Raw genomic sequence first — 26,496 nt, forward strand, 5'->3', positions numbered from 1 at the left:
CCGCTCGCCGAACGTCCGGCCGGCGGGCTGCCCGAACCGGAAAGAGGCTTTGATGGCAGATGTCGTGGACTTCGACAAACATCCCTCCGAGACCCTGAGGGCAGGCAAGAAGTTCAGCCTCCGCGACCTTGACCCGGGTTCCACACCGGGCTACGCCGGGGACAAAGCCGCCGGAGAGACCCTGCTTAGCGAGCTCGACGGCAAGCTCACGCAGCTGCAGGAGCAGCTCTTTGCGGAGTCCAGGACCGGCGGAAAGAAGCGCGTCCTGCTGGTCCTGCAGGCCATGGACACCGCCGGCAAGGGCGGCATCGTCAACCACGTCATGGGCCAGATGAATCCGCAGGGTGTGCAGCTCAAGTCGTTCAAGGCGCCCACCCCGGAGGAACAGTCCTACGACTTCCTCTGGCGGATCGAGAAGGAAGTACCAGCGGCCGGCATGGTGGGCGTGTTCGACCGTTCCCACTATGAGGACGTCCTGATCCACCGGGTGCACCGCTGGGCGGACGCAGAGGAACTGGAGCGCCGCTACCGGGCCATCAACGAGTTCGAGGCCCGGCAGACGGCCGCCGGGACGAAGATCGTCAAGGTCATGTTGCACATCAGCCGCGACGAGCAGCAGGAACGGCTGCTCGCACGGCTGGAAGACCCCTCGAAAATGTGGAAGTACAGCGGCAACGACCTCAAGGAACGGGCCTTCTGGGACGACTACATGGACGCCTACCAGGCCGCCTTTGAGCGGACCAGCTCCGAGCTTGCGCCCTGGCACGTGGTCCCTGCCAACAAGAAGTGGTATGCCCGGATCGCTGTACAGCAGCTGCTGCTGGACGCGCTGGAAGGACTGGCGCTCGAGTGGCCGGTCCCGGAGATCGACGTCGACATGGAGCGCGAGCTGGTGCGGCGCTCCTAGCCGGCCGGCCGTAGGTCAGCTTTCCTGGCCGGCCTGGTCCCGGGCCGCGGCGAGACGCTTGCGGGCGCCCTCGAGCCACTGCTCGCACCGCTTCGCGAGGGCCTCCCCGCGCTCCCACAGTGCGAGGGATTCCTCAAGACTGGCGCCGCCGGCCTCCAGCCTGCCCACCACGCCCACGAGTTGTTCGCGGGCCTCCTCGTAGCTGAGGCCGTCGATGTCGGTGTTCGGGGTCGGGGTTGCTGCGTTTTCTGCTGCCATGCTGATGCTCCTTGCGTGGGTCCGGTGCCTGCCGCGTGTCGGGGTCCCGTCGCGGGGTCCGGGAAGTCTGGATTGCCTGGGTTCTTGGAAATGGGCCGGTCAGTCCTCGGCGGGCTCCTGGCCGCCGGTGGACTGGGCCTTAAACCTGCCGCCGGCCACCCGCACGGCCAGGGGAGTGCCGGCGGGTGCTTGGTCCGGGTGTCGCACCACTTCGTGGCGGGTTCCCGGGGCGGTGCTGCCATCGTCGAGCTGGACGACGGCGTAGCCGCGGTCCAGCGTTTTCTGCGGCGAGAGGGCGCGCACCTGGGCCTTAAGGTGGACCAGCTGGTCGGCGGCCCGCACGACGGCGGTGTTGATGGCCGCATGGGAGCGGCCCTTGAGCCGTTCGACGTCGTCGTGCCGGGCGGTGACCATGCCCTCCGGGGCTGCCAGCGCCGGTCGGGAGCGAAGCGAGGCCAGCCGGTCCGTCTCCCGCTCGACCAGGCGGGTGACGCCGCGGCGCAGTTGCTCCCGGGCCTGCCGGACCCGCGCCAGTTCCTCCACGACGTCGGGCACAATCCGTTTCGCCGCATCGGTGGGCGTCGAGGCGCGCAGGTCGGCGACGTCATCAAGGATGGGACGGTCCGCCTCATGGCCGATCGCACTGACGATCGGCGTGGCCGCGGCGGCCACGGCCCGGATGAGTTCCTCGCTGCTGAAGGGGAGCAGGTCCTCCAGGGCGCCGCCGCCGCGGGCGATGACGATGACGTCGACCTCCGGGTGGGCGTCCAGCTCCTGCAGCGCGCCGATGACCTGGGCCACCGCGGTGTTGCCCTGGACGGCCACCTCGCGGATTTCGAATTCGACGGCGGGCCAGCGCAGCGCCGCGTTGCGGAGCACGTCTTTTTTAGCATCCGAGTCGCGGCCGGTGATCAGGCCGATCCGGTGGGGGAGCAGGGGCAGCCGCTTTTTGCGGGAGTCGGCGAACAGCCCCTCCGCCGCGAGGGCCTGGCGAAGACGTTCGATCCTGGCCAGCAGATCGCCGAGTCCTACCGGCCGGATGTCCTTGACCGACATGTTCAGCCGGCCCGTCTTCAGCCAAAACTCGGCTTTGAGCAGCGCCACCACCCGGGAACCGCGCTCCAGCGGCGTGGGCTGGCGGTCCAGGACGTTGGTCCAGACCGAGGCAGGGAGGGAGATCTCCGCGTCGATGTCCCGCAGCGTGAGGTAGGCGTTGGTGCCGCGCCGGTTGAGTTCGATGACTTGGCCCTCGACCCAGGCCGAGGGCGCCCGGTCGATGTGCATCTTCAGTTTTTGTGAGAGCAGCTGCAGCGGCCACGGGTTGTCCGGGCTGGTGTCTGCCGCAGTCGCCGGCAGGGTGGTGGCCGCGGCGGTGTCTTCAGACATGCCGGTGGCCGCCGGCGAAAAGTGCCTGGTGCAGGTGCTGGTGCATGCATGGTCCTTTGGTAAAGAGGGGAGCTGCTTCAACTCTATCCATAGCTCTACCAGTAGGGCCGGACGTTTTGGGCTGCTGCTTTACGGTGCCCCGCTTTACGGTGCCCTGCATTCGGGTTCGCGGCGACGCCACCGTAGGATGGCTCTACTCCCAACCTCCTAGGAGACTTTCGTGCGCACTTTTGTCTCGGCCATTGCAGTGCTGATCGGCCTCGCCATGGCGGCTGTTGCCGTCCCGGCCATGTGGGTGGACCGGAACATTGTCCAGGAGGAGGGTTTCGTCGGCCTCACCGCACCGCTCGGCAAGGACCCCGCGTTCCAGAAGAGGCTGGCCACGGCCGCCGTGAATGGGATGGCCTTCGGCGGCCAGCAGCTGCCCGCCCCCCTCGAGGCCGTGGTCAAACCGATCCTGGCGGACGCCGCGCAGTCACTGACCTCCATGCCCGGATACTCGGAGGCCTGGGCAGAGACCCTGCGCAGGAGTCACCGGCTAAGCTTCGCCGATCCCCGCACGCTTCCGCCGGAAGTGGCCGGCACCACCTCCCTGACACTGGACGTCGCCCCGCTGGTCGGGTTGGTGGTCAAGCGCGTCTCGGAGGCCTCTCCCGTTCCGATTAAGGCGCCGGAGCAGGTGCGCATCAGCATCGGCCAGTCCGACCAGCGCCAGCTCATCGAACGGGTCTCGGCCTATGCGCCGATGGGCACCGCCGTGGCTGTGGGCTCGGCCATTGCGTTCCTCCTGGCGTTCGTCGCGGCGCGGCGGAAGTGGACGGTCCTTGCCGGGACCGGTCTGGGGGCCTTGGTCCTTGCCGGTGTCTGGAAATTTGGCTCGGACGCGGCAGGAACGATGGTCCAGGGCGTCGGGAGCGGCAACGACGTGGCGGGGATCTTCAAACGTGAATTCGTGGCGGCGGCCATGGCCAGCTTCGGGCAGTGGATTGTGGCGGCGCTGCTGGCGGGCGGCGTGCTGCTGGCCACCGGCATCGTGCTCCGTGTTGTCGGCGGCCGCCGGCCGGCGTCAAATAACCTGCCGTAGCGAACACCGGTAGCATTGGGGCATGACCTCCACCGCTGTATCCATTCCGATGCCCTCCGTTCCGCGCCGGCGGCGTTCGCCGGAGGAAGTGCTGGCGGCGGCACCCGTGACCGGACCGAAGAAGGTACTGTTGGCGGCCCCGCGCGGCTACTGCGCCGGCGTCGACCGTGCCGTGATTGCGGTGGAAAAAGCGCTTGAGCACTACGGTCCTCCCGTCTACGTCCGCAAGCAGATCGTGCACAACGTCCACGTTGTCAGCTCCCTCGAGGAAAAGGGTGCCATCTTCGTTGACGAAACCGACGAGGTTCCTGAAGGCGCCCTGGTGATCTTCTCGGCGCACGGTGTCTCGCCGGCTGTTGTGCAGTCTGCGGAGGACCGGGGCCTGCGCACCATCGATGCCACCTGCCCGCTGGTGACCAAGGTGCACAAAGAGGCTGTCCGCTTCGCAAAGGACGATTTCGACATCCTGCTGATCGGCCATGACGGCCACGAGGAAGTCGAAGGCACCGCCGGCGAGGCCCCCGAGCACATCCAGATCATCAACGGCCCGCACGAGGTGGACAAGGTGACGGTCCGCGACCCGGAAAAGGTTATCTGGCTCTCGCAGACCACCCTGAGCGTGGACGAAACCATGGAGACCGTGCGGCTCCTGAAAGAGCGGTTCCCCACGCTGCAGGATCCGCCCAGCGACGACATCTGCTACGCCACCACCAACCGCCAGGTGGCCATCAAGAAGATCTCGCCCCAGGCCGACCTCGTGATTGTGGTTGGCTCGGCCAACTCCTCGAACTCCGTGCGCCTCGTGGAAGTGGCACTTGAATACGGGGCGAAGGCCTCCTACCGGGTGGATTTCGCCAACGAGGTGGACGAGTCCTGGTTCGAGGGCGTGGCCACGGTAGGCGTGACCTCGGGGGCGTCCGTGCCCGAGGTCCTGGTGAAGGACGTACTGCGGCTCCTGGCCGACTACGGCTACGGTTCCGTCGAGGAAGTCGTCACAGCGGAGGAGGACCTGCTGTTCTCGCTGCCAAAGGAACTCCGGGCCACGCTGAAGCAGGCCGGGGACGTCACCCGCGCCCTTGGCGGCCGCGGCACCCGCGCCGCCAAAGAGTCCTAGCCCGGGGCACAGTCCTCGCCCGGAACAGTCCTGGCCCGGAGAGTAGTCCTACGCGGCTGACTCTTGCGAGGTGCCGGCGTCGTTGCGCCGCTCGACGTCGTCGGCCCGGGCGCCGACGACGTCCCGTACGCCAATTTCCTGCTGGAGTTCCGGTGCCGCCACCGAGCGCGGTGTCACCTCGACGGTGACCGGAGTCGCCAGGCCCGCGCCGTCCAGGGCGTTGAGCTTCCGTGCGGTGGGCAGCACCCTGGCCTCCAGTGTGCCGACCAGGGAGTTGTAGCGGTCCACCGAGGTCTTCAGCGATGAGCCAAGCTTGGAGACGTTGTCGCCCAGGGTTCCCATCCGCTCATAGAGCTGCTGCGCCAGTTCGAAAAGCTCCCGCGCGCTGTCCGTCAGAACGTCCTGCCGCCAGGTGAACGCCACCGATTTAAGGACCGCCAGCAGCGTCCCGGGCGAGGCGAGGACGACGTTCTTGGACAGCGCGTAGTCCAGCAGGGCCGGATCCGCAGTGAGTGCCGCGGCCAGGATCGACTCCGCGGGCAGGAAGCAGACCACCAGCTCCGGGGCATTGCCGGGGATGTCCCAGTACTTCTTGTTGCTCAGGGCGTCCACGTGGGTCTTCAGGGCCTTCGCGTGGGTGGCCAGCAGGGCCTGCTGACCGTTCAGCGTTCCCGCCCCGGCGGCCCGGCTTCCGGCGGTGGCGCCGAGTTCCTGCGCCTCAAGGTAGGCCGTCAGCGGCACCTTGGCGTCCACCACGAGCTGCTTGTCGCCCGGGAGCTGCACCACGAGGTCGGGCCGAACGGTGTTCTCTGATCCGGAACTGGAGCTGTGAAGCTGCTCGTGGAAGTCCACGTGGCGGAGCATCCCGGCCGCCTCGACCACGCGGCGCAGCTGCACTTCGCCCCACTGGCCGCGCGCGCTGTTGGAGCGCAGGGCGGATTCGAGCGCATGCGTTGAGCGCAGCAGCTGCTCGTCAGACAGCCTCGCCTCCTGCAGCTGCTGGGCGAGCTGGCCGTACTGTTCCAGCCGGTCCCGCTCCAGCAGCGAGACCTGCTGCTGAACCGCGGTGAGCTTTTCGGCTACGGGGGCCAGTGCACGCAGCACGCTGCCGTCCTGCGTTCTGGCGTCGCCCAGCTCCCGGTTCTGGGCCGCCAGCAGGCGGCGTTCGGCGTCGGCGGCGGCGAACTGGGCGCTGACCTCGGAAAGGCGCGCGGAGACGCCGTCGAAGTCCTGTTCAAGGCCGGCGCTGCGACGCCGCAACACCACGAAGGTGAAGGCGGCGCCGGCGACGGCTCCGATCAGCAACATCAGCAGGGCGAGAATAAGTGCGAAAGCGTCCATGCCTTCACTCTGGCACGCACCCCTGACACTTTTAGCCAGTGACGCACGGGCCCTCACGGTCTGAGGCAGTCAGGAGCGACGCCGACGGCGAACAGCGCCCCGCCGCCGCAGGGGACCGGCCCGTTTACCGGTAGAATCAATACTCGTGGCTCTTACTATTGGCATCGTCGGACTGCCCAACGTCGGCAAATCAACTCTTTTCAACGCACTGACCCGCAACCAGGTGCTCGCTGCGAACTACCCGTTCGCCACGATCGAGCCCAACGTCGGCGTCGTGAACCTGCCGGACCCGCGGCTCGAGAAGCTGGCGGCCATCTTCGGCTCCGCACGCCTGCTCCCGGCCGCCGTGTCCTTCGTGGACATCGCCGGCATCGTCAAGGGCGCCTCCGAAGGTGAGGGCCTGGGCAACCAGTTCCTCGCGAATATCCGTGAGGCCGAGGCCATCGCGCAGGTCGTCCGCGTGTTCGATGACCCAGACGTCATCCACGTCGACGGCAAGGTTGATCCCCGCTCGGACATGGAGACCATCAACACCGAGCTGATCCTGGCGGACCTGCAGACCATCGAGAAGGCCGTCCCCCGGATCGAAAAAGAAGTAAAGATCAAAAAGCGCGAAGCCGCCGAGCTTGCCGCCGTCAAGGCCGCCCAGGCTGTGCTGGAACGCGGCGACACCATCTTCTCCTCGATCAAGAGCGACAAGCTCGAGATGGAACACCTCAAGGAGCTGGGCCTGCTCACGGCCAAGCCGTTCATCTACGTCTTCAACGCGGATGAGGGAATCCTTGGCAGTCCGGAGAAGCAGGAAGAGCTGCGCGCCATGGTGGCCCCGGCCGACTGCATCTTCCTCGACGCCAAGCTCGAGTCCGACCTCGTCGAACTGGACGAGGAAGAAGCCCGCGAAATGCTGGAAATGAACGGCCAGGACGAGTCCGGCCTCGACCAGCTGGCGCGCGTCGGCTTCCACACGCTGGGGCTGCAGACCTACCTCACCGCCGGTCCCAAAGAGACCCGGGCCTGGACCATCCACCAGGGCGACACGGCACCGCAGGCCGCCGGCGTGATCCACTCCGATTTCCAGCGCGGCTTCATCAAGGCCGAAGTTGTGTCCTTCGACGACCTCATCGAGGCCGGCTCGATGGCCGAAGCGAAGGCCCGTGGCAAGGTCCGCATTGAAGGCAAGGAATACGTCATGGCCGACGGCGACGTGGTGGAGTTCCGCTTCAACGTGTAGTTCCTGATCCTCTGAGACCATTTTCGATGGCCGCTAAGAACACGTGTTCTTAGCGGCCATCGCTTTCGCCACCGGTTGCCAAGGCGAAATGATGCCGCCCGGACTTTGCATCCTGAAGGCAACCGGCTCCGGCCCCGAAAGATTGACGCATTGTTTTTCTTGGACCCCCTTATCCCTCCCGGATTCGACTGAGGTTCGTTGCAGCTGGGTCGACGCCCGTACCAGAGCTTCGGGGACTTCCTTATGGGCGGGATATCGTTACCGGGCGCGTTTGTAGGTCGATAGCTGAGTATGTAGCGGAAGGTTTCCGCGGAGGAGCATCATGATCTGCAATGTTGTCGACGTCTTTGCCCTAATTGGTGACTTTTCGAAAGCCAAGCGCGGCGTTGCTCTACGGATCGCCCCTGTGGCCCGTTGCTGGGGTGAGGGCTGATGGCGGGAGAGGACGTGGCGGGCGCCGGAGTCCACTCGTGGAGGCGTTTTATCTGGGTGTGTTCCGGTGGCATGATCGCTGCCGCGGTCCTGTATGCGGTCGGCGTCTTGTGCCGTGATTCGGATGCTTTCAGTCCCCTTGTCGATGGATTCTTGTCGCTCCTGACCGTTTGGCTGCCTGCGGTTGTCTGTTGGCTTGTGGCTGGACGAGCGCGCTCCCGCAGACCGGACATCGCTTTGGTGGCAGCTGCCGTGTCGTGCCAGGCCGCGGGCGACACCTACTATGCTGTGCAGTCGGCCGGCGGTGGAAGTGTTCCCCTGCCTTCGCCCGCGGATATTGGGTATGTCGGCTTCTACATCCTGATGCTCGCGGCGTTGCTGGTGGTCGTCAGGGGGCGGTTGCGTGACATGACCTGGCCGGTCGTCCTGGACAGTGTTGTGGGGGGCCTTGGGGCTGCAGCAGCTCTGACCGTGGTCCTGGGGCCGGTTTTTGGGTCTGCTTTTGGGGGGTCGCATTCGGTGGCGGCAGCGGTTGGCGCCGCCTATCCTCTGCTGGATCTGTTGTTGGTCGCTACGGTCATGGGAATCGCAGCCACCCCTGGCGGCGGGTTGGGACGTGGGTGGGTCCTGCTGGTGGCTGGATTGCTCACGTTTACCGGGGCGGACATCGTGTATGCCCTGCTGGAACTCCACGATCTTTATGTCGTGGGAACTCCGCTGGATACGGCGTGGGCGCTGGGGACTGCCTTGATCGGTTGTTGGGCGGTAGTTCAGGAAGATGCCGGGCAGTCGTCGGCCCGGGCAAGGCGTCCTGATATCCCGGTTCAGGCCGTCCCGGCACTAGCAACGGTTGCAGGACTTGGTGTCCTAATCCTGGCCACCCAACAACGCGTGATGCTGCTGGCGGTTGTGCTGGCGGGACTTACGTTGGCGTTGGCCGTGTTGCCGTTGGTGTTTCGGCAGAGGATCCGGCTGGCTGATGCCAACCGGCAGGCCAGGACTGACGAGCTCACCGGTCTTCCGAACAGGCGCGCCCTGTACGCTGATCTGCCGTTACGGCTGGCCGACGCCCGCCGGGCCAGCGCAGTCCTGTTACTGGATTTGGATAAGTTCAAGGAGATCAACGACGGGTTGGGCCACGATGTGGGGGATGAGCTCCTCAGGCAGGTCGCCGCTCGATTGTCCGGAAAGCTCCGTGACGCCGATCTATTGACCCGGATGGGCGGGGATGAGTTTGTGGTTCATGTCGCCGACTGTTCGCCGAAGGAAGCGGAGGCGGTGGCCCTGAAGCTTCGGGAGGTTTTGGGGAGCGCTTATGACTTGGGCGGGGTCACGGTGCAGGTCAACGCCAGTATCGGCATTTCGTGTTTTCCGGAGCAAGGCCGGGACCTGAGTTTGCTATTGCGCAAAGCGGACATGGCCATGTACTCGGCGAAGTCCAACCGCAGCGGCCACGCTCTCTACATGGAGACAGTGGGCGCCTCTGGTCACACGCACTTCCACAGCGTGCAGGCATTAAATGCAGCCCTGACCGAAGATCAGCTTGTTCTGCATTTCCAGCCGAAGCTTGAGCTGGGGACGGGCGAGGTCCGCGGCGTAGAGGCGCTCGTTCGCTGGACCCACCCGAGCCTGGGGTTATTGCAGCCCGATGCTTTCCTCAATCGCTTTGAGGAGGCCGGGCTCATGCGGGCCCTGACGGGCGTGGTGCTGGTCAAGGCCTTGGATCAGGCGGCTCGGTGGACGAGGCAGGGACGGTTGATTTCTGTTGCGGTTAATTTGTCCGCGGGGTCGATTATGGACGCGCGGCTGCCAGAGCAGGTTGCCGCCATGGCCGCCGCCCGGGGGTTATCTCCTTCTGTGCTGGTCGTGGAGATCACGGAGGACGTGCTGGTTGCTGACCGTGAGCGTGCCTGTGCTGTGCTGGCGGCCCTGCGGGAGATGGGGGTCAGGATCGCCGTCGACGACTTTGGAAAGGGGTACAGTTCGCTGTCCTACCTGCGGGAGCTTCCCATCGATGAGCTCAAGCTCGACAAGTCCTTTGTTCTTTCGATGATGGATGACGCCCGCGCTACCGCTTTGGTGGTCTCGACCATCGACTTGGCCCACAGCTTGGGCTTTGAAATGACGGCGGAGGGCGTTGAGGACGAACGGGCCTACCGGGCGCTCAGTGACTATGGGTGCGACCTCGCCCAGGGCTTCTTCATGTCCAGTCCGGTGTCCGCTGAGGAGCTGGACTCCTGGCTCGAGTCCCGGGATTCAGAGCCGGCGCCCGGCATGGGCGCTCTCCTTGCCGTTGAACCGGGACACGGGACTGTGCCCGGCCTGGTCTGATTCGAGGGCGTCCCAGGATCCTTCCCGGTTGCAGGTCAGTCGGCGGCGACGTCCGGGTGGAGGTGGCGAAAACGAGGTCGTGGCCCGTGTCTTTTCTGTCAGCGCAGCACAGGTCACCGACCGCGCTCTCTTCGGTGCGGGGTCGGTGCCGGGTCCGGTGCGGGGCGGGCGTCGACGTGCCCGGGCGGGCCCGGAGATGGGGATTTTCCGCGCCGTCCTGCGACGACGACGTTCCTCTTCAACGAGGGTGAGGAACCCGCCGGTGATGTCCGGTCCGTCCAGGCGCTGAACCTTCCGGAGTGCCGCGCGCAACTTCATGAGGTCCTCTCGAGCGGGTCCGGGAGTGCGCGGGTGCTCTGGATCGGCCGCGAACTCGTCTTCGGGTCCATCGTGGTGGAGCAAAGTTTATTCCGTGACGGAACGTGGGGGAGTTCCGCTTCAAGGTGTAGTCCCTGAGCCCTTTTGCGATGACCGCCAAGAACACATGTTCCTGGCGGCCGCTTTTGCGGAAATATCCCTGCATGGTGCCACGACCGCCAGAGCTTCTTCGCACGCGCAAAAGGGCCGGGTCGACGCGTCTCACGGAATAAGGTCTGTCTAGGTATGCAGACATCAATCGCGACCATGGCGGTGACGCCTTCCGCGGTTGCCATATTGCGCGGCGACTTGAAGAGTACAGCGGTGGCTAGTGTTGGCTGCCGCGCACTGGTCGGGGCAGAGCTGCGGGGGAGACGGATGCGGCCGTAGGGGCCGCTGTCGCGGTCAGGACGGAGGAGGCTGCTGTGCTACGGACTATGCGGCCGTAGTGCTGACCGGTGCCTTTTTGACGGTGGCCAGCAGGACGACTCCGGCGACGGCTGTTGCGCCGGCGAGGAGGAATGCGATGAATGCTTCTGCCGGGGCTGTGTCAGCCTCCCCGAGGACGGTAATGCCTATGGTGACGGCGACGAGCGGATCAATTACTGTCAGGCCCGCGACGACGAGTTCGGGTGTCCCTCGGGTGTGGGCGTTTTGGACCAAAAACGTCCCGAACAGGGCTGCGATGATGAGCCCTGCCAGACAGGTTAGGGATAGCCATTCGAAGTCGCCCTGGAAGAGTCGGGCAATGACGGTTTTAGCCAGCGCCGCGACGAACCCGAAGAGTGTCCCGGCTCCGGCGGTGAACACGACGGCGCTCCAGCTGTGGCGCCAAAGGCCGAAACCCGTGCCGAGCGCGGCGAGGACAGCGCCGAGCAGTATCAGAATTGTGATGAGTTGCCGGTCGGTGATTGCAGCGTCGCGCGCGGAAACTGCAGCGACTGCAACAAACACCCCGACACCGGCAATACAAAGGGCCACGGATGTGAGCGCTCGGCGGCCCGGCGGCCTCCGGGTCATTTTGGCGGTCGCCAGGGCCGTGACCACAAGGGCGACTGCGCCGATGGGCTGCACAACGATCAGGGGTGAGAATCTCAGACTTGTGAGCTGCAGGAGTATTGCTGCTCCCAGCATGGCTGTGCCGGCGAGCCACGCCGGTTTGCCCAGGAGGGCCTGCAGCCGGCCCCCTCCCATGCTCCCGGCGCCGCGCCCCGGTGCGGGCGCCTGCTCGTCTACGGCTTTGTGCTGGAAGAGGGTGCCCAGGGCCAGCAGAATCGCTCCGGCGACGGCGATCGGGATGCCAAGCCAGTGATAGGACGACAAGATTGGCGCTGCGACAGTCTGGATCATGCTCCGACCCTACAGGTGGCTTGCAGCGCTGACTGCACCGCCTCAGCGCTTCCCAGGAGAAGGAGCCGGGGGCCAGGACGGCCTACTGGCCTGGCCTAGTCCGGGCAACGGGTGCAGGTCAGATGCCGGCAGGATCGATGACGCCATGGCGTTCAATGGTCGCCAGTTCCTTCAGCTCCTTGAGAATCTCCAACTGTTGGCTGTTGATTGCCATAAGCAGCTCAATCTCTTCCTTGGCTTTTACATTGGTGTCGTAGTCGTGTTGAGCCATGGCGGCGGCGATGGCATCCTGCCTTTTGGCGGCGATCAACAGGATGGCCCCTTGGAGTCCGGCCAGCATCGAGAGCAGGAGGTTGAGAAGGATGTAGGGGTACGGATCCCAGGAGTTGGTGGCCAGGGCCCAGGTGTTTATGGCGGCCCAGATGAGCATGAAAGTGATGAAGCCGCCCACGAATGGCCAACTTCCCATTCCGTTTCGCATGATGTCTGCGGCGCGCTGCCCTCTAGTGAGGGTGGCTTTGTGCCCGTCGTGCCAGGTCTTTGGGTGGTCGGTCATGACTCAGGGTAGCCGGAGGATGACCGCCGCCGGGCCTCTGCCTACCAGCAGGTGGAGAAGCGTCAGGATGATAAGCTTGCTTAGTTTCTCTTTCTGTCAAGCAGGGTGCGGCGAGAGCTAACTTGAAAGGTCCCGCCGGCCATGCTGGCTGGCGGGACTTCACACACATAGCGTCCATCACCTGCTGTCCCGTTTGTGACGGCGAAGCCTCGGCGGTGCAGTGAACTTCTGCGGCCCGCTTGACCGGCGATCGATATGAACGGTTAGTCACGCGACGGCGTTCCGGGTCTGTTCGACTCTGTACAAGGAATACCCCCTCACGGGAGACTGACGCCATGCGCAAATTGACCTTCGGTATGAACCTGAGCCTGGACGGCTACATCGCTGCGCCCGGCGATGACCTCGGCTGGAGCGCACCGAGCGACGAGCTGTTCCAATGGTGGTCCGACCGGGTGGCGGCGACCGGGCTGGCGCTGTACGGGCGCAAACTGTGGGAGAGGATGAGCTCCCACTGGCCGACTGCCGACCAGCAGCCTGGCGCCACACCGGCGCAGATCGAGTTCGCCCGCCGCTGGCGGGACATGCCAAAGGTGGTGTTCTCCTCGACGACCCGCACGGTCGACGGCAATACCCGCCTGGTCACCGGCGACGCGGTCACGGAGATCACCCGGCTCAAGGCGGACGACGGCGCCTCCATGGACATCGGCGGTGCCACGCTCGCCGCGGCAGCCATGCGGGCCGGACTGATCGACGAGTACGCGATCGTCACTCATCCGGTGCTGTTGGGCGGCGGCACGCCGTTCTTCACAGCCCTGGACAACTGGGTGAACCTGAGCTTGGTGGAGACCCGGACCTTTCCGGGCGGTGTGGTCCTCACTAGGTACGAGACCCGGCACTGAGTGCCCGGCCGGAGCGCCAACCTTGACAGGGCCGGACGCGGCCAACCCAACGTACACATCGCCGACTGGCCCCCGGCCGGGCGCGTGTTCCCGGGACGAATCCAACGTGTCGAGGCTCGCCACGCAAACGCCCCGTCTTGGGGTCCGTCCCAGCCCCACGGCGTAGCACCCAGCTATGTCGCGGCCGCCGTTACCGGCGTAGGCTTCGGCTGTGCCGGCCCTGTCCGCGGGTTCCGTCCGCCCGGCTGGCCGTTCGGTTATAAAGGAGTCCGCCATGACTGTTCTGGTCCAAAACCTTGTGCCCGGCCTGACCCGGGAACAGTACGAAGGCATCGCCGCCGCTCTCAGGGACAAGCTCATGGCCACGCCAGGATTCAACGCCCATTACGCCTATGAGAGCGTAGGCGGAATGACTGTCGTGGAAATTTGGGAGGAGGCCGCGCAGCACGATGCATGGTTCGACAACAATGTCAGGCCAAATCTGCCGGTGGAAGTCACCCCGGAGAAACACGAGCTGGCAAACACGATGACAGCCTAGCGTTGCTATCGGATCCCGTGGCGGATGGCTTTTCGATTCAGGTTCAGTTCGGGCGTCAGGAACTGGCCTCTGCGGCGGTGCTGTGGCCCTGGATCCAAGCTGCAGTCTCCTGCAGTCACCTTGATCCACCGACACCGCTCGGAAAAGTCCCGCCGACGCGGGGAGCATTGGCTCTTGCGCCATCGAAAAACTGGGCGTATCACTGTTAATACGTTCTTCGAAAGAAGGACGGGAACGAACAACAGGGGAACCCTTGAACGCATGGTGGATCTAATCCTCCGTGGTCTGCCGGTGACGAGGCAGGAAGCGCTAGGATTCCCGCAAGTTCGGGAGATGATGTTCGTCATAACGGAATCAAAACAGTCGAAGCCCCTTCAGCATTGCTGGTGGGGCTTCCCCTATTTAGTGCCAGGCCACGCACTTTCCCTGGCCCACGTAATCCGACATGGTCGACGCGTGGTTCGCCCACAGCGGCCCCTATCTCCCACCGCGCTCACCCCATCTCCGCGGTGAACCGCCCAGTCCGAGGTGGCGGTTCACCGCGGAAGCACTCAGCGGGGGGAAGATGGGTCTTGGGCCGGAACGGCGAGGCCGGAAGGTTGTTCCTTGGCGGGCTTGTGCGGGTTTCCTGCTTCCTTGGCACAGTGGAGGCAGCAGTACACGCCCGATTCGCTCTCCACCGGATGTCCGATGATCCGGCAGCCGCAGTGTTCGCACGCCGGAGCCATCATTTGTATGGCGCATTCGAAGCTGTCGAAAGTTCCACTCTGGTTTCCCATGGAGACGGTGAACGTCCTTCCGTCGGGGTTACCGCAAACATCGCATGTTCCCATGATCCCTCTCCTCTTTAGCGCACGCTCTAGCCCTCATTAATCGCTTGTATGAGTTCCCTGAGTAGGGGCGAAGGTCCTTGCGGTGGGCCAGCAGCCAGGCCGCCGAGGCGGCGTGGGGTCTTTGGTCCCTCACCGTGGTGGGAACCGCGGGTGCGGATGCTCCGGGCTTTCGCGGCGTTCCAGTTCGGCGCTGACGAGCGTGAGCAGTTCGTGGGCCGGCTCGGATCCGGCAAGCTCCATGCACTGGCTAAGTGCGGCCCGGAGACGGTACAGCACGCCAGCCGGTACCAGCGGCCAGCGGCCTCCCTTTCCGCACGGCCCCGCCCTAGAGTGAGTCATGGGCACATCTGCCGCACCGGACGGATCCCGGACCTCACTGTTTACCGATCACTATGAGCTGACCATGTACCAGGCGGCGCTCTACTCCGGGGCCGCACACCGCCGGTCCGTCTTCCAGGCCTTTGCCCGCGGACTCCCGGCCGGGCGCCGGTACGGGATCGTGGCTGGCACCGGCCGGCTCCTTGAAGGCATCGCAGACTTCCGCTTTAGCCAGGACGACCTCGATTTCCTGGCCGGCTCCGGGGTGGTTAATCAAGACACGCTGGAACACCTGTCCGCCTTCCGGTTCTCCGGTGACATCTGGGGGTATCCGGAGGGCGAGGCTTACTTTCCGCATTCCCCCGTCTTGATCGTGGAATCGACCTTCGCCGAGGCCTGCGTCCTGGAGACCTACGTCCTGTCGGTGCTGAACCACGACAGTGCCATCGCCTCGGCCGCCTCCCGAATGACCAGTGCCGCCGGCGGCAGGCCCTGTATTGAGATGGGTTCCCGCCGTACGCACGAGGAAGCGGCCGCGGCGGCGGCCCGCGCGGCCGTGATCGCCGGCTTTTCCGGCACGTCCAACCTGGCCGCCGGCCGGCGCTACGGCCTCCGGACCGTCGGCACCGCGGCACACTCCTTCACGCTGGTCCACGACTCCGAGCGCGACGCCTTCGCGGCGCAACTTGCCTCGCTGGGGGCGGGCACCACACTGCTCGTGGACACGTACGACGTCGAAGCGGCTGTCCGCACCGCCGTCGACCTTGCCGGAGACAAGCTCGGGGCCATCCGGCTGGACTCCGGAGACCTCGTGGCCCAGGCGCGCTGGGTCCGCGAACTCCTGGACAGCCTGGGCAACGTGCACACCAAAATCGTGGTGACCTCGGACCTGGACGAGTTTTCCGTCGCCGCGCTAGGGTCAGCGCCGGCCGATTCCTACGGGATCGGCACGTCGCTGGTGACGGGTTCCGGGGCGCCCACCGCCGGCATGGTCTACAAGTTGGTAAGCCGCGCCGGCGACTCAGGCGGGCTCGTCGCCGTCGCGAAGACCTCGAAGGACAAGATCAACGTGGGCGGCCGCAAGTTCGCGGTGCGCCGCCTGGATGGCCGCGGCACCGCCACCCATGAGGTCCTCGGCGTGGAGCATCCGCCGGCCGATGGCAAGAACGGCCGGCCGCTCCTGCAGCAGTTCATGAGAGGCGGCGAGCTCCTGCCCGGGTGGACCGGGCCGGGCGCGGTGGGTCGGGCGCGGGACCGGCACGCGGCCTCCATGGCGGAGTTGCCCCGGGTCGTGGACCGGCTGCAGGCCGGCGGTCCGGCTATCCCGACCATCTACGAGTGAAGTGGTCAAGGCGCCGACCTTGCCTGGCGTTGGATCCGCTCTGCGGGCGCGTCCGCAGAGGGACGACTCAACGCGGCACAGCCGGCGAAGCCGTCGCCGTCGTTCCTTAGAACAGCGGCCAGGGTACCGCCGGCATCTCACCGCGCGGAGCCGGAAACCGCCCTGCCAAGCGCAACCGGGCGCAGCGCGCGGCGAGCGCTGCGATTTCTTCGGCACTGAGCAAGTCCGCCAGGTTTCGGCCCAGCCCGCCGTTCAATCCCTCGGTGACGCGATCGATGCCGTCGCGTTCCTCGGAGGTCAGAGCGTCTCCCAGCCATCCCCACAGCACCGTGCGCAGTTTGTGGTCCGGGTGGAAGGTGAGCCCATGGTCCACGCCGTGCCGGTGTCCGTCCGTCATGGCAAGAATGTGGTCGCCTTTGCGGTCTGCGTTGTTGACGATGATGTCGAACACCGCCATGCGTCTGAGCGCGGGCGAGTCTTCGTGAATGAGGGCGATCATCCGTCCGTTCTCATCCCGTCCCTCAAGGACGTGTTTCCAGCCAGTCTCCGGCACGCGGTCCGTCGCGACCAGGTCGACGGCGCTTTGGGCGTGGTCTTGCTCCTGCCAGAGCTGCACCATTCCTTCGCCCATCGGACCATCGCGCAGCCAAGTGCGCGGCACGACGTCCCCGCCGAAGGCCTGCGAGACCAGGTAGGCGGCCACCTCCCGGTGAGCCAGGGTGCCGTGGGGAAAGTCCCACAGCGGGCTTTCGCCGGCTATCGGCTTATAGACGACCATCACGTCGCCGATGCTGCCCAGAAACGTAGCGTTTGATGCCGTCGTGATGCGGCCGGTGAGGGTCAGCTCGGTGTTCACTAGGTCGGGCGCTGGCATCAGACCTCGGGAAGGGTGCAGATGTGCCCGTCGGCGTCCATGGGGTAACCGCAGAGCGGGCACGTCGGACGCCCGGCGCCCACGATCTCGCGGGTGCGCTTGGCGAATGCGCGGGCGGTGCCGACCGGCATTCGCACCAGCAGCATTTCGGGCTCGTTAGCGCCGTCCTCGTCAAGCGATTCGTCGTTCTCATCGGCATCGGCGTCGGCATCGGTGACGGGATAGGCCTCTATGACGACCTGAGCCGTGGTTGGATCCCACCCTAAGGTCATGGCGCCGGTGCGAAACTGCTCCTGAACGGCCTCGAGCTGGTCATTGTCGACAAGTTCAAGGGGAGTACCCGTGGGAACGCTGAACGGGTTGCCGTCGACGGTGATGAGCTGGTCGAGAATTTCGTCGACCTTCTCCGCGAGCAGAGCTGCCTGCTGCTTTTCCATGGCAACACTCACGAGCTGCTTCCCTGCGCGCACCTGCAGGTAGAACGTGCGCGCCCCTGGAACGCCGATGGTGCCGACGATGACCCGATCGGGCCAGGCAAACTCGTGAACACGTGAAGGCATGTCAGTATTTTAGGCACATGAGTGTCATGGCGCCGGTTGCCCTGCACCGCCGCCCACCGGCGCATCGCCGGAATGGATGCCGTTCGACAGCCACGACAGATCACCCGCGTCGGTGTTGGTCGCGTAGACGCTCGGCCGACTGGCGCCGTAGCGGACGATCGATACGGACGCGGGGCCCACGTTAATACGCTGGAACAGGTCAAGGTGCATGCCGAGCGCGTCGGCGAGGATTGACTTGATGATGTCACCGTGACTCACCGCCACCCACACGGCCCCTGGCCCGTACTCGGCTTCAAAAGCTGCGTCGTGGCGTCGAACCGCTGCCACCGACCGAGCCTGCATCGCGGCCATGGATTCACCGCCGGGAAAGACGACGGCGGACGGTTGCGACTGCACAACCGGCCACAAATCCTCGGCCGCGAGATCACTGAGCGTGCGGCCCTGCCACTGGCCGTAATCGCACTCGGTGAGATCGAGATCGACCGGCGCGTACGGCGCGCCCGCCTGGCGATCGAGGATGAGCTGGGCGGTCTGCCGGCAACGCTCAAGGGGGCTCGACACCACCCCGACCAAGGGTACGGTCGCGAGCCGGTCTCCGGTCAGAGCCGCTTGCTCCCGCCCGGTCTGGTCCAGGCTGACGCCGGCTGCCCGGCCGGCCAGCAGTCCAGTGGCATTGGCTGTGGTGCGGCCGTGCCGCACGAGGATAACTGTCGCCATCCACCCAGCCTAGCCACCCGCTCGACGGCGGTGTGAACCGGACCGGGTCGCGCGTCCACCACCTGAGTGGTGTCTGCATCCATGCCGGACCATGGACAAAGATTTGCTGGGTGTGTACCTATTGAAGGGCCGAGCGCCAGACGGGCATGCTTACCGAATCGGCCGGTGGGTTCCAGCCCGTTTCCCGCGTTCAGGCACATCCACCATCCGCGCGCGAACTTTGGGGGCACGTGTGAATCTCTTGCTGACGTCAGGCGGCGTGACGAACCCGAGCATCCACTCGGCGCTCGTGCAGCTTCTCAACAAACCGGTCGCCCAATGCCACGCCCTGGTCGTCCCGACGGCGCAGTGGGGTCACCCCATGTGCGGACCGGCATCTGTGCGGGGCCTACTGGCCGCCCACCCAAACCACCGTCACTTGTCCGGCCTGGGCTGGGCGTCGCTCGGTGTTCTCGAGCTGACCGCGCTGCCCACCATCGGCGCGGATCGGTGGGTCCCTTGGCTTCGGGCGGCCGACGTGCTCCTGGTCGACGGCGGCGACGCGACGTACCTGTCCCATTGGATGCGGGAGTCCGGGCTGGCCGAGCTGCTGCCCTCACTTCCCGACACGGTGTGGGTGGGGGTGAGTGCCGGAAGCATGGTGATGACGCCCCGGATCGGGGATTACTTCGTCGAGTGGCCGTCCGCTCCGGATGACCAGACTCTGGGGGTGGTGGATTTTTCGATCTTTCCTCACCTGGACGCTTTCCCGGGCAACACCCTGGCCCACGCAGAGCGGTGGGCCGCCGACATAGATGTTCCTGCCTACGCCATCGATGAACAGACAGCCATCAAGGTCGTCGACGGCTCCGTCGAGGTGGTTTCCGAAGGACGATGGAAGAAGTTTGGGTGATGGGTGATCAGCATTTGTGAAGTCCTGCGGTGCCCCGCACAGGACCCCTGAAAAGTTGTAGGATCGGGCCGACCGACCTGACCATCAGCGTCAACCTGAGAGCGGGGATCCGTGCGAGCCGACCACTACGACAGTTTCGCTGAGAGCTACTCGGCGGAGAACGAGTCCAGCCTCCTCAACGCCTACTACGAGCGGCCCGCGATGCTAGGCCTCGCCGGCGAGGTGGCCGGCCGCCGGATTCTCGACGCCGGGTGCGGCTCCGGGCCCCTGTCCGCGGCACTGGGCGCCAAGGGCGCGGTCGTGACCGGCTTCGATTCCAGTCCTGCCATGCTCGAATTGGCACGACAGCGACTGGGAGAGAGCGCAGACCTCCACCTGGCCGACCTCAGCAGGCCGCTCCCTTTCGCCGATGACTCCTTCGACGACGTCGTCGCGTCCCTGGTCCTGCACTACCTCGAGGACTGGTCGGCACCGCTTGCCGAACTACGGCGCGTGCTCAAGCCGGGCGGCCGCCTGATCCTGTCGGTCAACCACCCCACGGTCAGCGTGGTCACCCAGCCAACCGAGGACTACTTCGCCGTCCGGGAGTACTCGGAGGACTACGAGTTCGACGGCGAGCCTGCGGTCCTGACCTTCTGGCACCGGCCCCTTCACGCGATGATCAACGCCTTCATCTCGGCCGGATACCGTGTAGCCGCCGTAAGCGAACCAGCCCCGTCTCCAGATACACCGCACGAACTCCTCCCCCCGCGCATCCTCACTGGCGAGAAGACAGCGTTCCTGTCCTTCATCTTCTTCGTCCTCGAAGCCGACAGAGTGTAGAGGTGGGATGTGGACCCCTGAGCCGACGCGAGGGCTGGGGCGCTGCGGTCCTGGTGGCGGCAGCGCTGGTCGGGTGGGGCGGAAGTGCAGTGTCTGAGGCCGCCAGGGTTGCCGCCGGTTCGCATCTACTTCTCTTCTTCGCTGTGCCGGCCGAATGTATTGGCGCAGGGCTCCGGGCTATTGCGCTAATGGCGGCGGTCGCCGCGGCGAGCCTTTTGGTGCCGCCGCTCATCAGAAGGATCCGCCGCCGCAAGCTACGGCTGGCAGCCGCGTGGACCGCAGGTCTGGCTGCGGCCGCTGCGGTGCCCTACCTTGCGCTCTTGTTGTTCTTCGCCTTCCTCACGGCTGGGATGTCTGCTGACTATGTGAGGCTTGAAGCCGCTGACGGCCAGTCGGTGCTCATCACCCAGGATCAGTTCGACGGCGAGGCAGTCGACATCTACGTGCGGCACGACGACACCCACTACCGGTGGAGCCGCAGCGCGCCCGAGCTCGCCGGCTGGCCGCGGGTAAAGGACCAGAACTGCAGGCTCGACCCGGTCGGCGGCGGACTTCAACTGGCCTTCAATTCCGGCACCTTGGCAATCGGCCAGAACCATTAGCGTCGGAGCAGCGGAAAGTACATGGCGATCGGGCGGTCGCGCTGCCAACGAAGACGTGGCGGAGTGCAGCTTCGCAGGTTGGGCCCCGTCGGGGCCAGTAATGGAAGATTAACTCGTAAAGCCCCGATTTGCATGAATCCGGGCTTTTTGCAGCAATCGGCTTTTATCTTGGGGTGCCGCATCCGTCAATGAATTTCGACAAAATTCAGTTAACGGTGCCGCCAATTGTTGCAGCTCGATAACGAACTATACCCGCGGTCAACTTTCATGCCCTTCTGCCCTGTCATGGGTTTACGCTTCATCCCATGTGAGACGCGCCACACTGCCGCTGGGGGAGTGTGGACGTCTGTCTGGTGCCTACGGCGCCGGTCTCATCCACACCACAGAAACAAGGAGGCGGAATGCGATTCGGTCGTATTTCCAAAGCAGTGGGGGTCGCGGCAGCAGCAGCACTCGCACTCAGCGCTTGCGCAGGCAACAGCGGCGGGACAACCCCGTCGTCGGCCGCGGCAGCAGCCAAGACAGGCGGATCGGCAACGGTCGTAGAGGTGAACGCGTTCAATACGTTCAACCCCAACACCGCTGAAGGCAACACTGATATCAACTCCAAGATCAGCTACGCCACCCACTCCGGGTTCTTCTACGTCGACAACAAGCTGAACGTTGTACGCAACGAAAAGTTCGGCAAGATGGAAAAGGTCTCAGACAACCCGCTCACCGTGAAGTACACCATCAACGACGGCGTCAAGTGGTCTGACGGCACTCCCGTCACGGCAGCCGACCTGGTGCTTCAGTGGGCAGCATTCTCCGGCTACTACAACGACGCTGACGCGGATGGCAAGAAGGGCACCTCGTACTTCGACTACGCGGGAGATCCGACCGGCCTGGCGCTGACCGATTTCCCGGAACTCGGCGACGACAACCGCTCGATGACCCTCAAGTACTCCAAGCCCTTCGCTGACTGGGAAATCGCCCTCGGCGGCCCCGGCATCGACATTCCGGCCCACGTCCTTGCGAAGAAGGCCGGCCTGGCGGACGCCAAGGCCTTCGTTGACCTGGTCAAGGGCATGCCGCGCGGCGACGCTAAGAACCCCAAGCCCGCGAACAAGCAGCTCAAGGCCATGGCCGACATGTGGAACACCGGCTTCGACACCAAGACGCTGCCGGCCGACCCGAGCCTCTACCTCTCCAACGGCCCCTTCGTCGTCAAGGCCGTCAACCAGGACCAGTCCCTGACCATGGTCAGGAACAAGGACTACAACTGGGGCCCGGAGCCCAAGCTGGATGAAATCACCGTCCGCTACATCGGCGAAGCCCCGGCCCAGGTCCAGGCGCTGAAGAACGGCGAGGCCGACATCATCGCCCCGCAGGCTTCCGCCGACACGGTGGAGCAGCTCAAGGCCCTCGAAAGCCAGGGCGTCACGGTGGAGGTGGGCCACCAGCTGGCCTACGACCACCTCGACCTGAACTACAGCGGCCCGTTCGCCGACAAGAATGTCCGCGAAGCCTTCATGAAGACGGTTCCGCGCAAGGACATCGTCGACAAGATCGTCAAGAAGCTCGATGACAAGTCCGCTCCGCTGGATTCCCAGCTCTTCGTCCCGGACCAGGCCAAGTACGCCGACTCCGTCAAGGACAACGGCTCCTCCGCCTACCAGGATGTTGACATCGAAGGTGCGAAGAAGCTGCTGAACGGCGCCACCCCCACGGTCCGCATCATGTACAACAAGGACAACCCCAACCGGGTGGACTCCTTCTCCCTGATCCGCGAGTCCGCCGCCAAGGCAGGCTTCAAGGTCGTCGACGGCGGCCTCGGCAAGTCGGACTGGGGCGCGGCCCTCGGCAACGGCAGCTACGATGCCACCATCTTTGGCTGGAGCAACTCGGGTGTCGGCGTCTCCGGCGTCCCGCAGATCTTCAAGTCCGGAAACGGCTCGAACTTCAACAAGTTCACCGATCCCGACGCCGACAAGCTGATGGACGAACTGATCGTCACCACCGACAAGGCCAAGCAGGATGACCTGGTCCAGCAGATCGACAAGAAGATCTGGGCTTCCAGCTACGGCCTGCCGCTGTTCCAGTCCGTCGGCGTGGACGCATACAGCGACCGCGTCACCGGCGTGAAGTACATGCCGAACCAGACCGGTGTCTGGTGGAACTTCTGGGAGTGGGCGCAGAAGTAGCCCGCAGCCTCAAGTGACACTTGCTAGCTAAAGGCGTCGGGACCACGGCTTTACGGTCCCGACGCCTTTCTAGCGACCCCGGCGATGAACTGGCGCGGCCGCATCGTCCGGGGCATCCGGCCTAACTCTGAGACCGGTCCGGGCGATCCCTGGGCCCGAATACCGAGGTTCTATTCCCCATGGTGACCTACATAGTCCGGCGGCTCATGACTGCCGCCCTCATTCTTCTCGGCGCATCCTTCCTGGTGTATCTCCTGACAGCGGCGTCAGGCGACCCCCTCGAGGAATACCGCGCCATCAGCGCGGCCAACAAGCAGCAACTGATGGACGCCCGCACCGAACTCCTGCAGCTGGACGTCCCGCCGCCGCTGCGCTACTTCAAGTGGCTCGGCGGCGCCGCCCAGTGCCTCGTGCCCTTCGCCAACTCCTGTGACCTGGGCAAGAACATCGTGGGCCAGCCCGTCACCGACGCCTTGGGCCATGCCCTCATCCAGACCCTGACCCTGGTCACCGGTGCCACGGTGCTGGCCATCCTGGTCGGCATCACCCTGGGCATCATCACCGCCCTGCGCCAGTACAGCGCGCTGGATTACGGCGTGACCTTCATGGCCTTCCTGTTCTTCTCCCTCCCAATCTTCTGGGTCGCCGTCCTGCTCAAGGAATTCGGCGCCATCGGCTTCAACAACTTCCTGAGGAACCCGGAGATCCCGATACCGACCGCCATCGCCATCGGCATCGCCTTCGGTGCGCTGATCGCGGTGGCGATAGGCGGCGAGCTGAAGCGCAGGGTGCTTTCCGGCGGCGTCGTTTTCCTCTTCGTCACGGCCATCCTCATCTACTTCTCCGCCACCGAATGGTTCAAGGCCCCGGGCCTGGGCCCGGTGCTGATCGCCATTGCCGGCGTCGGCATCGCCTTCGCCGTCACCCTGCTCACCGCCGGCCTGAAAAACCGCAAGGCCCTGCAATCCGCACTGATCGCCGTCGGCGTCGGCGTGGTCCTGTACTTCCTGGTCCAGCCCCTGCTGGACCAGGCCACCTTCGTCATGATCGTGCTGCTGGCCATCGCCGCCGTCCTGGTCGGCTTGGGCATCGGTTACCTGGTCGGCGGCTACGACCGGGGGCAGTCGATGCGCGCGGCCGCCATCACCTCGTTCCTGGTGGGATTCATGATCCTGCTGGACCGTTTCATGCAGGCGTGGCCCACGTACTTCAACAACAGCCGAGTGCGTGGCCGCCCCATCGCGACCATCGGGGCGACCACCCCCAACATCGAAGGCGACTTCTGGGTCCTGGGCCTGGACTCCTTCACCCACCTGATCCTGCCGACGATGGCGCTGATCCTGATCTCCCTCGCCAGCTACACCCGGTTCACCCGGGCCTCGATGCTGGAGATCATGAACATGGACTACATCCGGACCGCCCGGGCCAAGGGCCTGTCGGAACGGACCGTGGTGATGCGCCACGCCTTCCGCAACGCGCTGATCCCGATCGCCACCATCGTGGCCTTCGACATTGGCGGCCTGATCGGCGGCGCCGTCATCACCGAATCGGTCTTCTCCGTCCGCGGCATGGGCTTCCTCTTCCTGGACGGCATCTCGCACGTTGACCCCAACCCGGTCATGGGTGTCTTCCTGTGTGTAGCCATCACTGCCATGGTGTTCAACCTCATCGCGGACCTCGCCTACTCCGCACTTGATCCGCGCGTAAGGGTAAAAGCATGAGCCAGCCAAGCCAGCAAGACGAAATCATGGCCGAAGAAGCCGCATTGCAGCCCACGCCGGCGGCCGGCATCGAGCCCGTCCTCGAAGCGAAGGGCCTGAGCCAGGGCCAGATTGTCCGCAAGCGCTTCCTCGGCCACTCCGGTGCCATCATCGGCCTGGTGGTTTTTGCGCTCATCTTCATCGTCGCCTTCACCTCGGTCGGGTACTGGGGCATCCCCGGCTGGTGGAAGTACAACCACGAGCAGGTTTCGCCGCTGGTCAACGACGGCGCGCCGACCTCCTCGCTCTGGCCGCTGGCCTGGGGCGAGCACCCGTTCGGCCAGGACCGGATCGGCCGCGACCTGTTCGCCATGACCATGCGCGGGGCGCAGCAGTCCATCACGGTCATGTTCGTCATCGGCATCATCGCGGGGCTGATCGGCGTCGTCGTCGGAGCGGTCTCGGGCTACTTCCGCGGCTGGGCCGAAGCAATCCTGATGCGGCTGACCGACGTGATCATCATCGTTCCGGCGCTGCTGCTCGCCGCCGTGATGGCGCAGATGGCCGGACGGCGGGACTCGGGAAGCTGGTTCGCCGCCTTCGCCAGCACCAACGGCGTCCTGGCCCTGGGCATCTTCCTCGGCCTGATCAGCTGGGTGAGCCTGGCCCGCCTGATGCGCGGTGAATTCCTGACCCTGCGCGAGCGGGAATTTGTCGACGCGGCCAGGATCTCCGGCGCCAGCAACGCGCGGATCATTTTCAAGCACATCCTGCCCAACGCCGTCGGCGTGCTGATCGTGAACGTCACGCTGACCATGTCCGCCGCGATCCTCACCGAGACGGCGCTGAGCTTCCTCGGCGTCGGCGTCAAGGCTCCGGATACCTCGCTGGGCCTGCTCATCTCGCAGAACCAGCAGGCGTTCGCCACCCGTCCCTGGCTGTTCTGGTTCCCCGGCCTGTTCATCGTGCTGATCTGCCTGAGCATCAACTTCATCGGCGACGGGCTGCGCGACGCGTTCGACCCGCGGCAGAAGAAGTTCAACGCTAAGAGGGCGCGGGAAACGGGCAGCCGGGTTCCGGAGGCCGCCCCGGTCACCGCATTTGATGGACCCAAGGACCACTAGATGCGCTGCAGCCACGCCGCCGGCAGCGGCCAGCTACCGGGCGGCAACCGCCCAGTAGCTGGCCGCCAGCAGCAGCACGACGCCGCCGATGGCCGCCCAGCGCGGCGTGACGGTCACAGCCGTGTCGGCGTCGCCTGCGGCGTCGCCTGCGGCGAGGGCGCCGCTTTCCACCAGGTCCCGCCAGCGCGTGCGCACCAGGCGGGCGGCCTGGCCGGAGTCGGTGGATTTGAGGTCGCCCGGCCGCACCGACTTCCCCGGGCCGTAGCTGGTGTCCGGCAGGCCCTGCAGGTCCTCGGGGCGGGCATTGCGTCCGCCCCAGATGCCCGGGGCCGGCGCCGCCCAGGCGGCGTAGCCCTTCTGTGCCGTCACCAGCGTCAGGGCGTAGCGGGTGTCCACGTGCACCAGGGCCGCCCACGGCACCAGGACCGAGCGGAACGGGTTCTCCAGGGTGACGCCGCCGTCGTGCACCACGACGGCGGGCATCCAGAAGAACTGCCAGCCCAGCAGCGCGATCAGCAGCAGCGGCGCGGTGGTGGGGAGTGCCGCGGGGCCGGCCGAGGCGACCGTGACCACCAGGCCGACGACCGCCACGGTCCAGGCCAGCCAGGCGAACCACTTGTTGGTCCTGGCCTTGAAGATTTCAACGTTTCCGGCAGCGGGCACAGTGCTCATGCCCCCCATAATTCAGTATTCCGAGTTCCAGCACTAATCACCGGTGCGACGGCGGCTCGGGTGGAAGGAAAAA

At 65.4% G+C, this 26,496-nt stretch carries 23 protein-coding genes; 14 read left to right on the forward strand and 9 right to left on the reverse strand.

Going from position 1 to position 26,496, the window contains the following annotated elements:
* Window positions 1-52 precede the first annotated feature (52 nt).
* A complete protein-coding gene (locus AC1DB8_RS03410; RefSeq protein WP_441417128.1) occupies window positions 53-907 on the forward strand; it encodes a polyphosphate kinase 2 family protein in 855 nt (284 codons plus the stop codon).
* A 15-nt stretch (window positions 908-922) separates the two neighbouring features.
* Here AC1DB8_RS03410 and AC1DB8_RS03415 read toward each other — a convergent pair whose 3' ends face one another.
* Window positions 923-1,165: an exodeoxyribonuclease VII small subunit gene (locus tag AC1DB8_RS03415; protein ID WP_175321268.1), complete on the reverse strand. Its 243-nt coding sequence runs from the start codon at window positions 1,163-1,165 to the stop codon at window positions 923-925.
* Window positions 1,166-1,264: 99 nt separating this feature from the next.
* A complete protein-coding gene (gene xseA, locus AC1DB8_RS03420) occupies window positions 1,265-2,551 on the reverse strand; it encodes an exodeoxyribonuclease VII large subunit (protein ID WP_476892169.1) in 1,287 nt (428 codons plus the stop codon).
* 220 nt (window positions 2,552-2,771) lie between these two features.
* Between xseA and AC1DB8_RS03425 the strand changes: the two genes are divergently transcribed.
* Window positions 2,772-3,635: a hypothetical protein gene (locus AC1DB8_RS03425; RefSeq protein WP_476892170.1), complete on the forward strand. Its 864-nt coding sequence runs from the start codon at window positions 2,772-2,774 to the stop codon at window positions 3,633-3,635.
* A 22-nt stretch (window positions 3,636-3,657) separates the two neighbouring features.
* On the forward strand, window positions 3,658-4,749 hold the full coding sequence (locus AC1DB8_RS03430) for a 4-hydroxy-3-methylbut-2-enyl diphosphate reductase (RefSeq protein ID WP_441417131.1): 1,092 nt from the start codon (window positions 3,658-3,660) through the stop codon (window positions 4,747-4,749).
* 48 nt (window positions 4,750-4,797) lie between these two features.
* Here AC1DB8_RS03430 and AC1DB8_RS03435 read toward each other — a convergent pair whose 3' ends face one another.
* On the reverse strand, window positions 4,798-6,090 hold the full coding sequence (locus tag AC1DB8_RS03435) for a DNA recombination protein RmuC (protein ID WP_476892171.1): 1,293 nt from the start codon (window positions 6,088-6,090) through the stop codon (window positions 4,798-4,800).
* A gap of 145 nt (window positions 6,091-6,235) precedes the next feature.
* Between AC1DB8_RS03435 and ychF the strand changes: the two genes are divergently transcribed.
* Together ychF and AC1DB8_RS03445 are read left to right on the forward strand one after the other, a co-directional pair.
* Entirely contained in the window at window positions 6,236-7,321 is a 1,086-nt protein-coding gene (gene ychF / locus AC1DB8_RS03440; protein ID WP_441417133.1) for a redox-regulated ATPase YchF, read from the forward strand.
* Between the two features lie 672 nt (window positions 7,322-7,993).
* A complete protein-coding gene (locus AC1DB8_RS03445) occupies window positions 7,994-10,084 on the forward strand; it encodes a putative bifunctional diguanylate cyclase/phosphodiesterase (protein WP_476892172.1) in 2,091 nt (696 codons plus the stop codon).
* A gap of 792 nt (window positions 10,085-10,876) precedes the next feature.
* Here the strand turns inward: AC1DB8_RS03445 and AC1DB8_RS03450 are convergent.
* Both AC1DB8_RS03450 and AC1DB8_RS03455 read right to left on the reverse strand, forming a co-directional pair.
* Window positions 10,877-11,791 carry a DMT family transporter gene (locus tag AC1DB8_RS03450; RefSeq protein WP_476892173.1) on the reverse strand — a complete coding sequence of 305 codons (915 nt, stop codon included), beginning with the start codon at window positions 11,789-11,791 and terminating at the stop codon, window positions 10,877-10,879.
* 118 nt (window positions 11,792-11,909) lie between these two features.
* The gene (locus tag AC1DB8_RS03455; RefSeq protein ID WP_476892174.1) at window positions 11,910-12,347 is read right to left on the reverse strand and encodes a DUF1003 domain-containing protein; all 438 of its coding nucleotides are present in this window, start codon (window positions 12,345-12,347) and stop codon (window positions 11,910-11,912) included.
* A gap of 335 nt (window positions 12,348-12,682) precedes the next feature.
* Between AC1DB8_RS03455 and AC1DB8_RS03460 the strand changes: the two genes are divergently transcribed.
* From AC1DB8_RS03460 to AC1DB8_RS03470, 3 genes are all read left to right on the forward strand, one after another.
* Window positions 12,683-13,246, forward strand: coding sequence for a dihydrofolate reductase family protein (locus AC1DB8_RS03460; protein ID WP_441417143.1), 564 nt, complete (start codon window positions 12,683-12,685; stop codon window positions 13,244-13,246).
* Between the two features lie 274 nt (window positions 13,247-13,520).
* A complete protein-coding gene (locus tag AC1DB8_RS03465) occupies window positions 13,521-13,784 on the forward strand; it encodes a hypothetical protein (RefSeq protein WP_476892175.1) in 264 nt (87 codons plus the stop codon).
* Window positions 13,785-14,954: 1,170 nt separating this feature from the next.
* Window positions 14,955-16,277, forward strand: a complete 1,323-nt coding sequence (locus AC1DB8_RS03470) for a nicotinate phosphoribosyltransferase (RefSeq protein ID WP_476892176.1) — start codon at window positions 14,955-14,957, stop codon at window positions 16,275-16,277.
* A 106-nt stretch (window positions 16,278-16,383) separates the two neighbouring features.
* On the opposite strand, the gene AC1DB8_RS03475 is transcribed toward AC1DB8_RS03470, so the two are convergent.
* From AC1DB8_RS03475 to AC1DB8_RS03485, 3 genes are read right to left on the reverse strand one after another with little or no spacing between them, the layout of a single operon-like run.
* Window positions 16,384-17,151 (reverse strand): SCO1664 family protein, encoded by a 768-nt coding sequence (locus AC1DB8_RS03475; RefSeq protein WP_476892177.1) that lies wholly within the window; start codon window positions 17,149-17,151, stop codon window positions 16,384-16,386.
* The gene (locus AC1DB8_RS03480) at window positions 17,151-17,711 is read right to left on the reverse strand and encodes a DUF3090 domain-containing protein (RefSeq protein ID WP_476892178.1); all 561 of its coding nucleotides are present in this window, start codon (window positions 17,709-17,711) and stop codon (window positions 17,151-17,153) included. Before AC1DB8_RS03480 ends, AC1DB8_RS03475 begins: the two co-directional genes overlap by 1 nt.
* Window positions 17,712-17,735: 24 nt before the next feature.
* Window positions 17,736-18,428, reverse strand: a complete 693-nt coding sequence (locus AC1DB8_RS03485) for a histidine phosphatase family protein (protein WP_476892179.1) — start codon at window positions 18,426-18,428, stop codon at window positions 17,736-17,738.
* Window positions 18,429-18,660: 232 nt separating this feature from the next.
* Here AC1DB8_RS03485 and AC1DB8_RS03490 point away from each other — a divergent pair, with 232 nt between their 5' ends.
* The 6 genes from AC1DB8_RS03490 (at window position 18,661) to AC1DB8_RS03515 (ending at window position 25,751) form a co-directional block, all read left to right on the forward strand.
* Window positions 18,661-19,320, forward strand: coding sequence for a Type 1 glutamine amidotransferase-like domain-containing protein (locus AC1DB8_RS03490; RefSeq protein WP_476892180.1), 660 nt, complete (start codon window positions 18,661-18,663; stop codon window positions 19,318-19,320).
* A 111-nt stretch (window positions 19,321-19,431) separates the two neighbouring features.
* Window positions 19,432-20,142 (forward strand): class I SAM-dependent methyltransferase, encoded by a 711-nt coding sequence (locus tag AC1DB8_RS03495; protein WP_476892181.1) that lies wholly within the window; start codon window positions 19,432-19,434, stop codon window positions 20,140-20,142.
* Window positions 20,143-20,330: 188 nt separating this feature from the next.
* Entirely contained in the window at window positions 20,331-20,744 is a 414-nt protein-coding gene (locus tag AC1DB8_RS03500) for a hypothetical protein (RefSeq protein WP_476892182.1), read from the forward strand.
* 401 nt (window positions 20,745-21,145) lie between these two features.
* Entirely contained in the window at window positions 21,146-22,927 is a 1,782-nt protein-coding gene (locus AC1DB8_RS03505; RefSeq protein WP_441417153.1) for an ABC transporter family substrate-binding protein, read from the forward strand.
* Window positions 22,928-23,106: 179 nt separating this feature from the next.
* Window positions 23,107-24,648 (forward strand): ABC transporter permease subunit, encoded by a 1,542-nt coding sequence (locus AC1DB8_RS03510; RefSeq protein WP_476892183.1) that lies wholly within the window; start codon window positions 23,107-23,109, stop codon window positions 24,646-24,648.
* Entirely contained in the window at window positions 24,645-25,751 is a 1,107-nt protein-coding gene (locus tag AC1DB8_RS03515; RefSeq protein ID WP_476892184.1) for an ABC transporter permease, read from the forward strand. The genes AC1DB8_RS03510 and AC1DB8_RS03515 overlap by 4 nt, the downstream gene beginning before the upstream one ends.
* 33 nt (window positions 25,752-25,784) lie before the next feature.
* On the opposite strand, the gene AC1DB8_RS03520 is transcribed toward AC1DB8_RS03515, so the two are convergent.
* Window positions 25,785-26,423, reverse strand: a complete 639-nt coding sequence (locus AC1DB8_RS03520; protein ID WP_476892185.1) for a PH domain-containing protein — start codon at window positions 26,421-26,423, stop codon at window positions 25,785-25,787.
* Between the last annotated feature and the right edge of the window lie 73 nt (window positions 26,424-26,496).

This window comes from Arthrobacter sp. 10N410 (genome assembly GCF_056394945.1).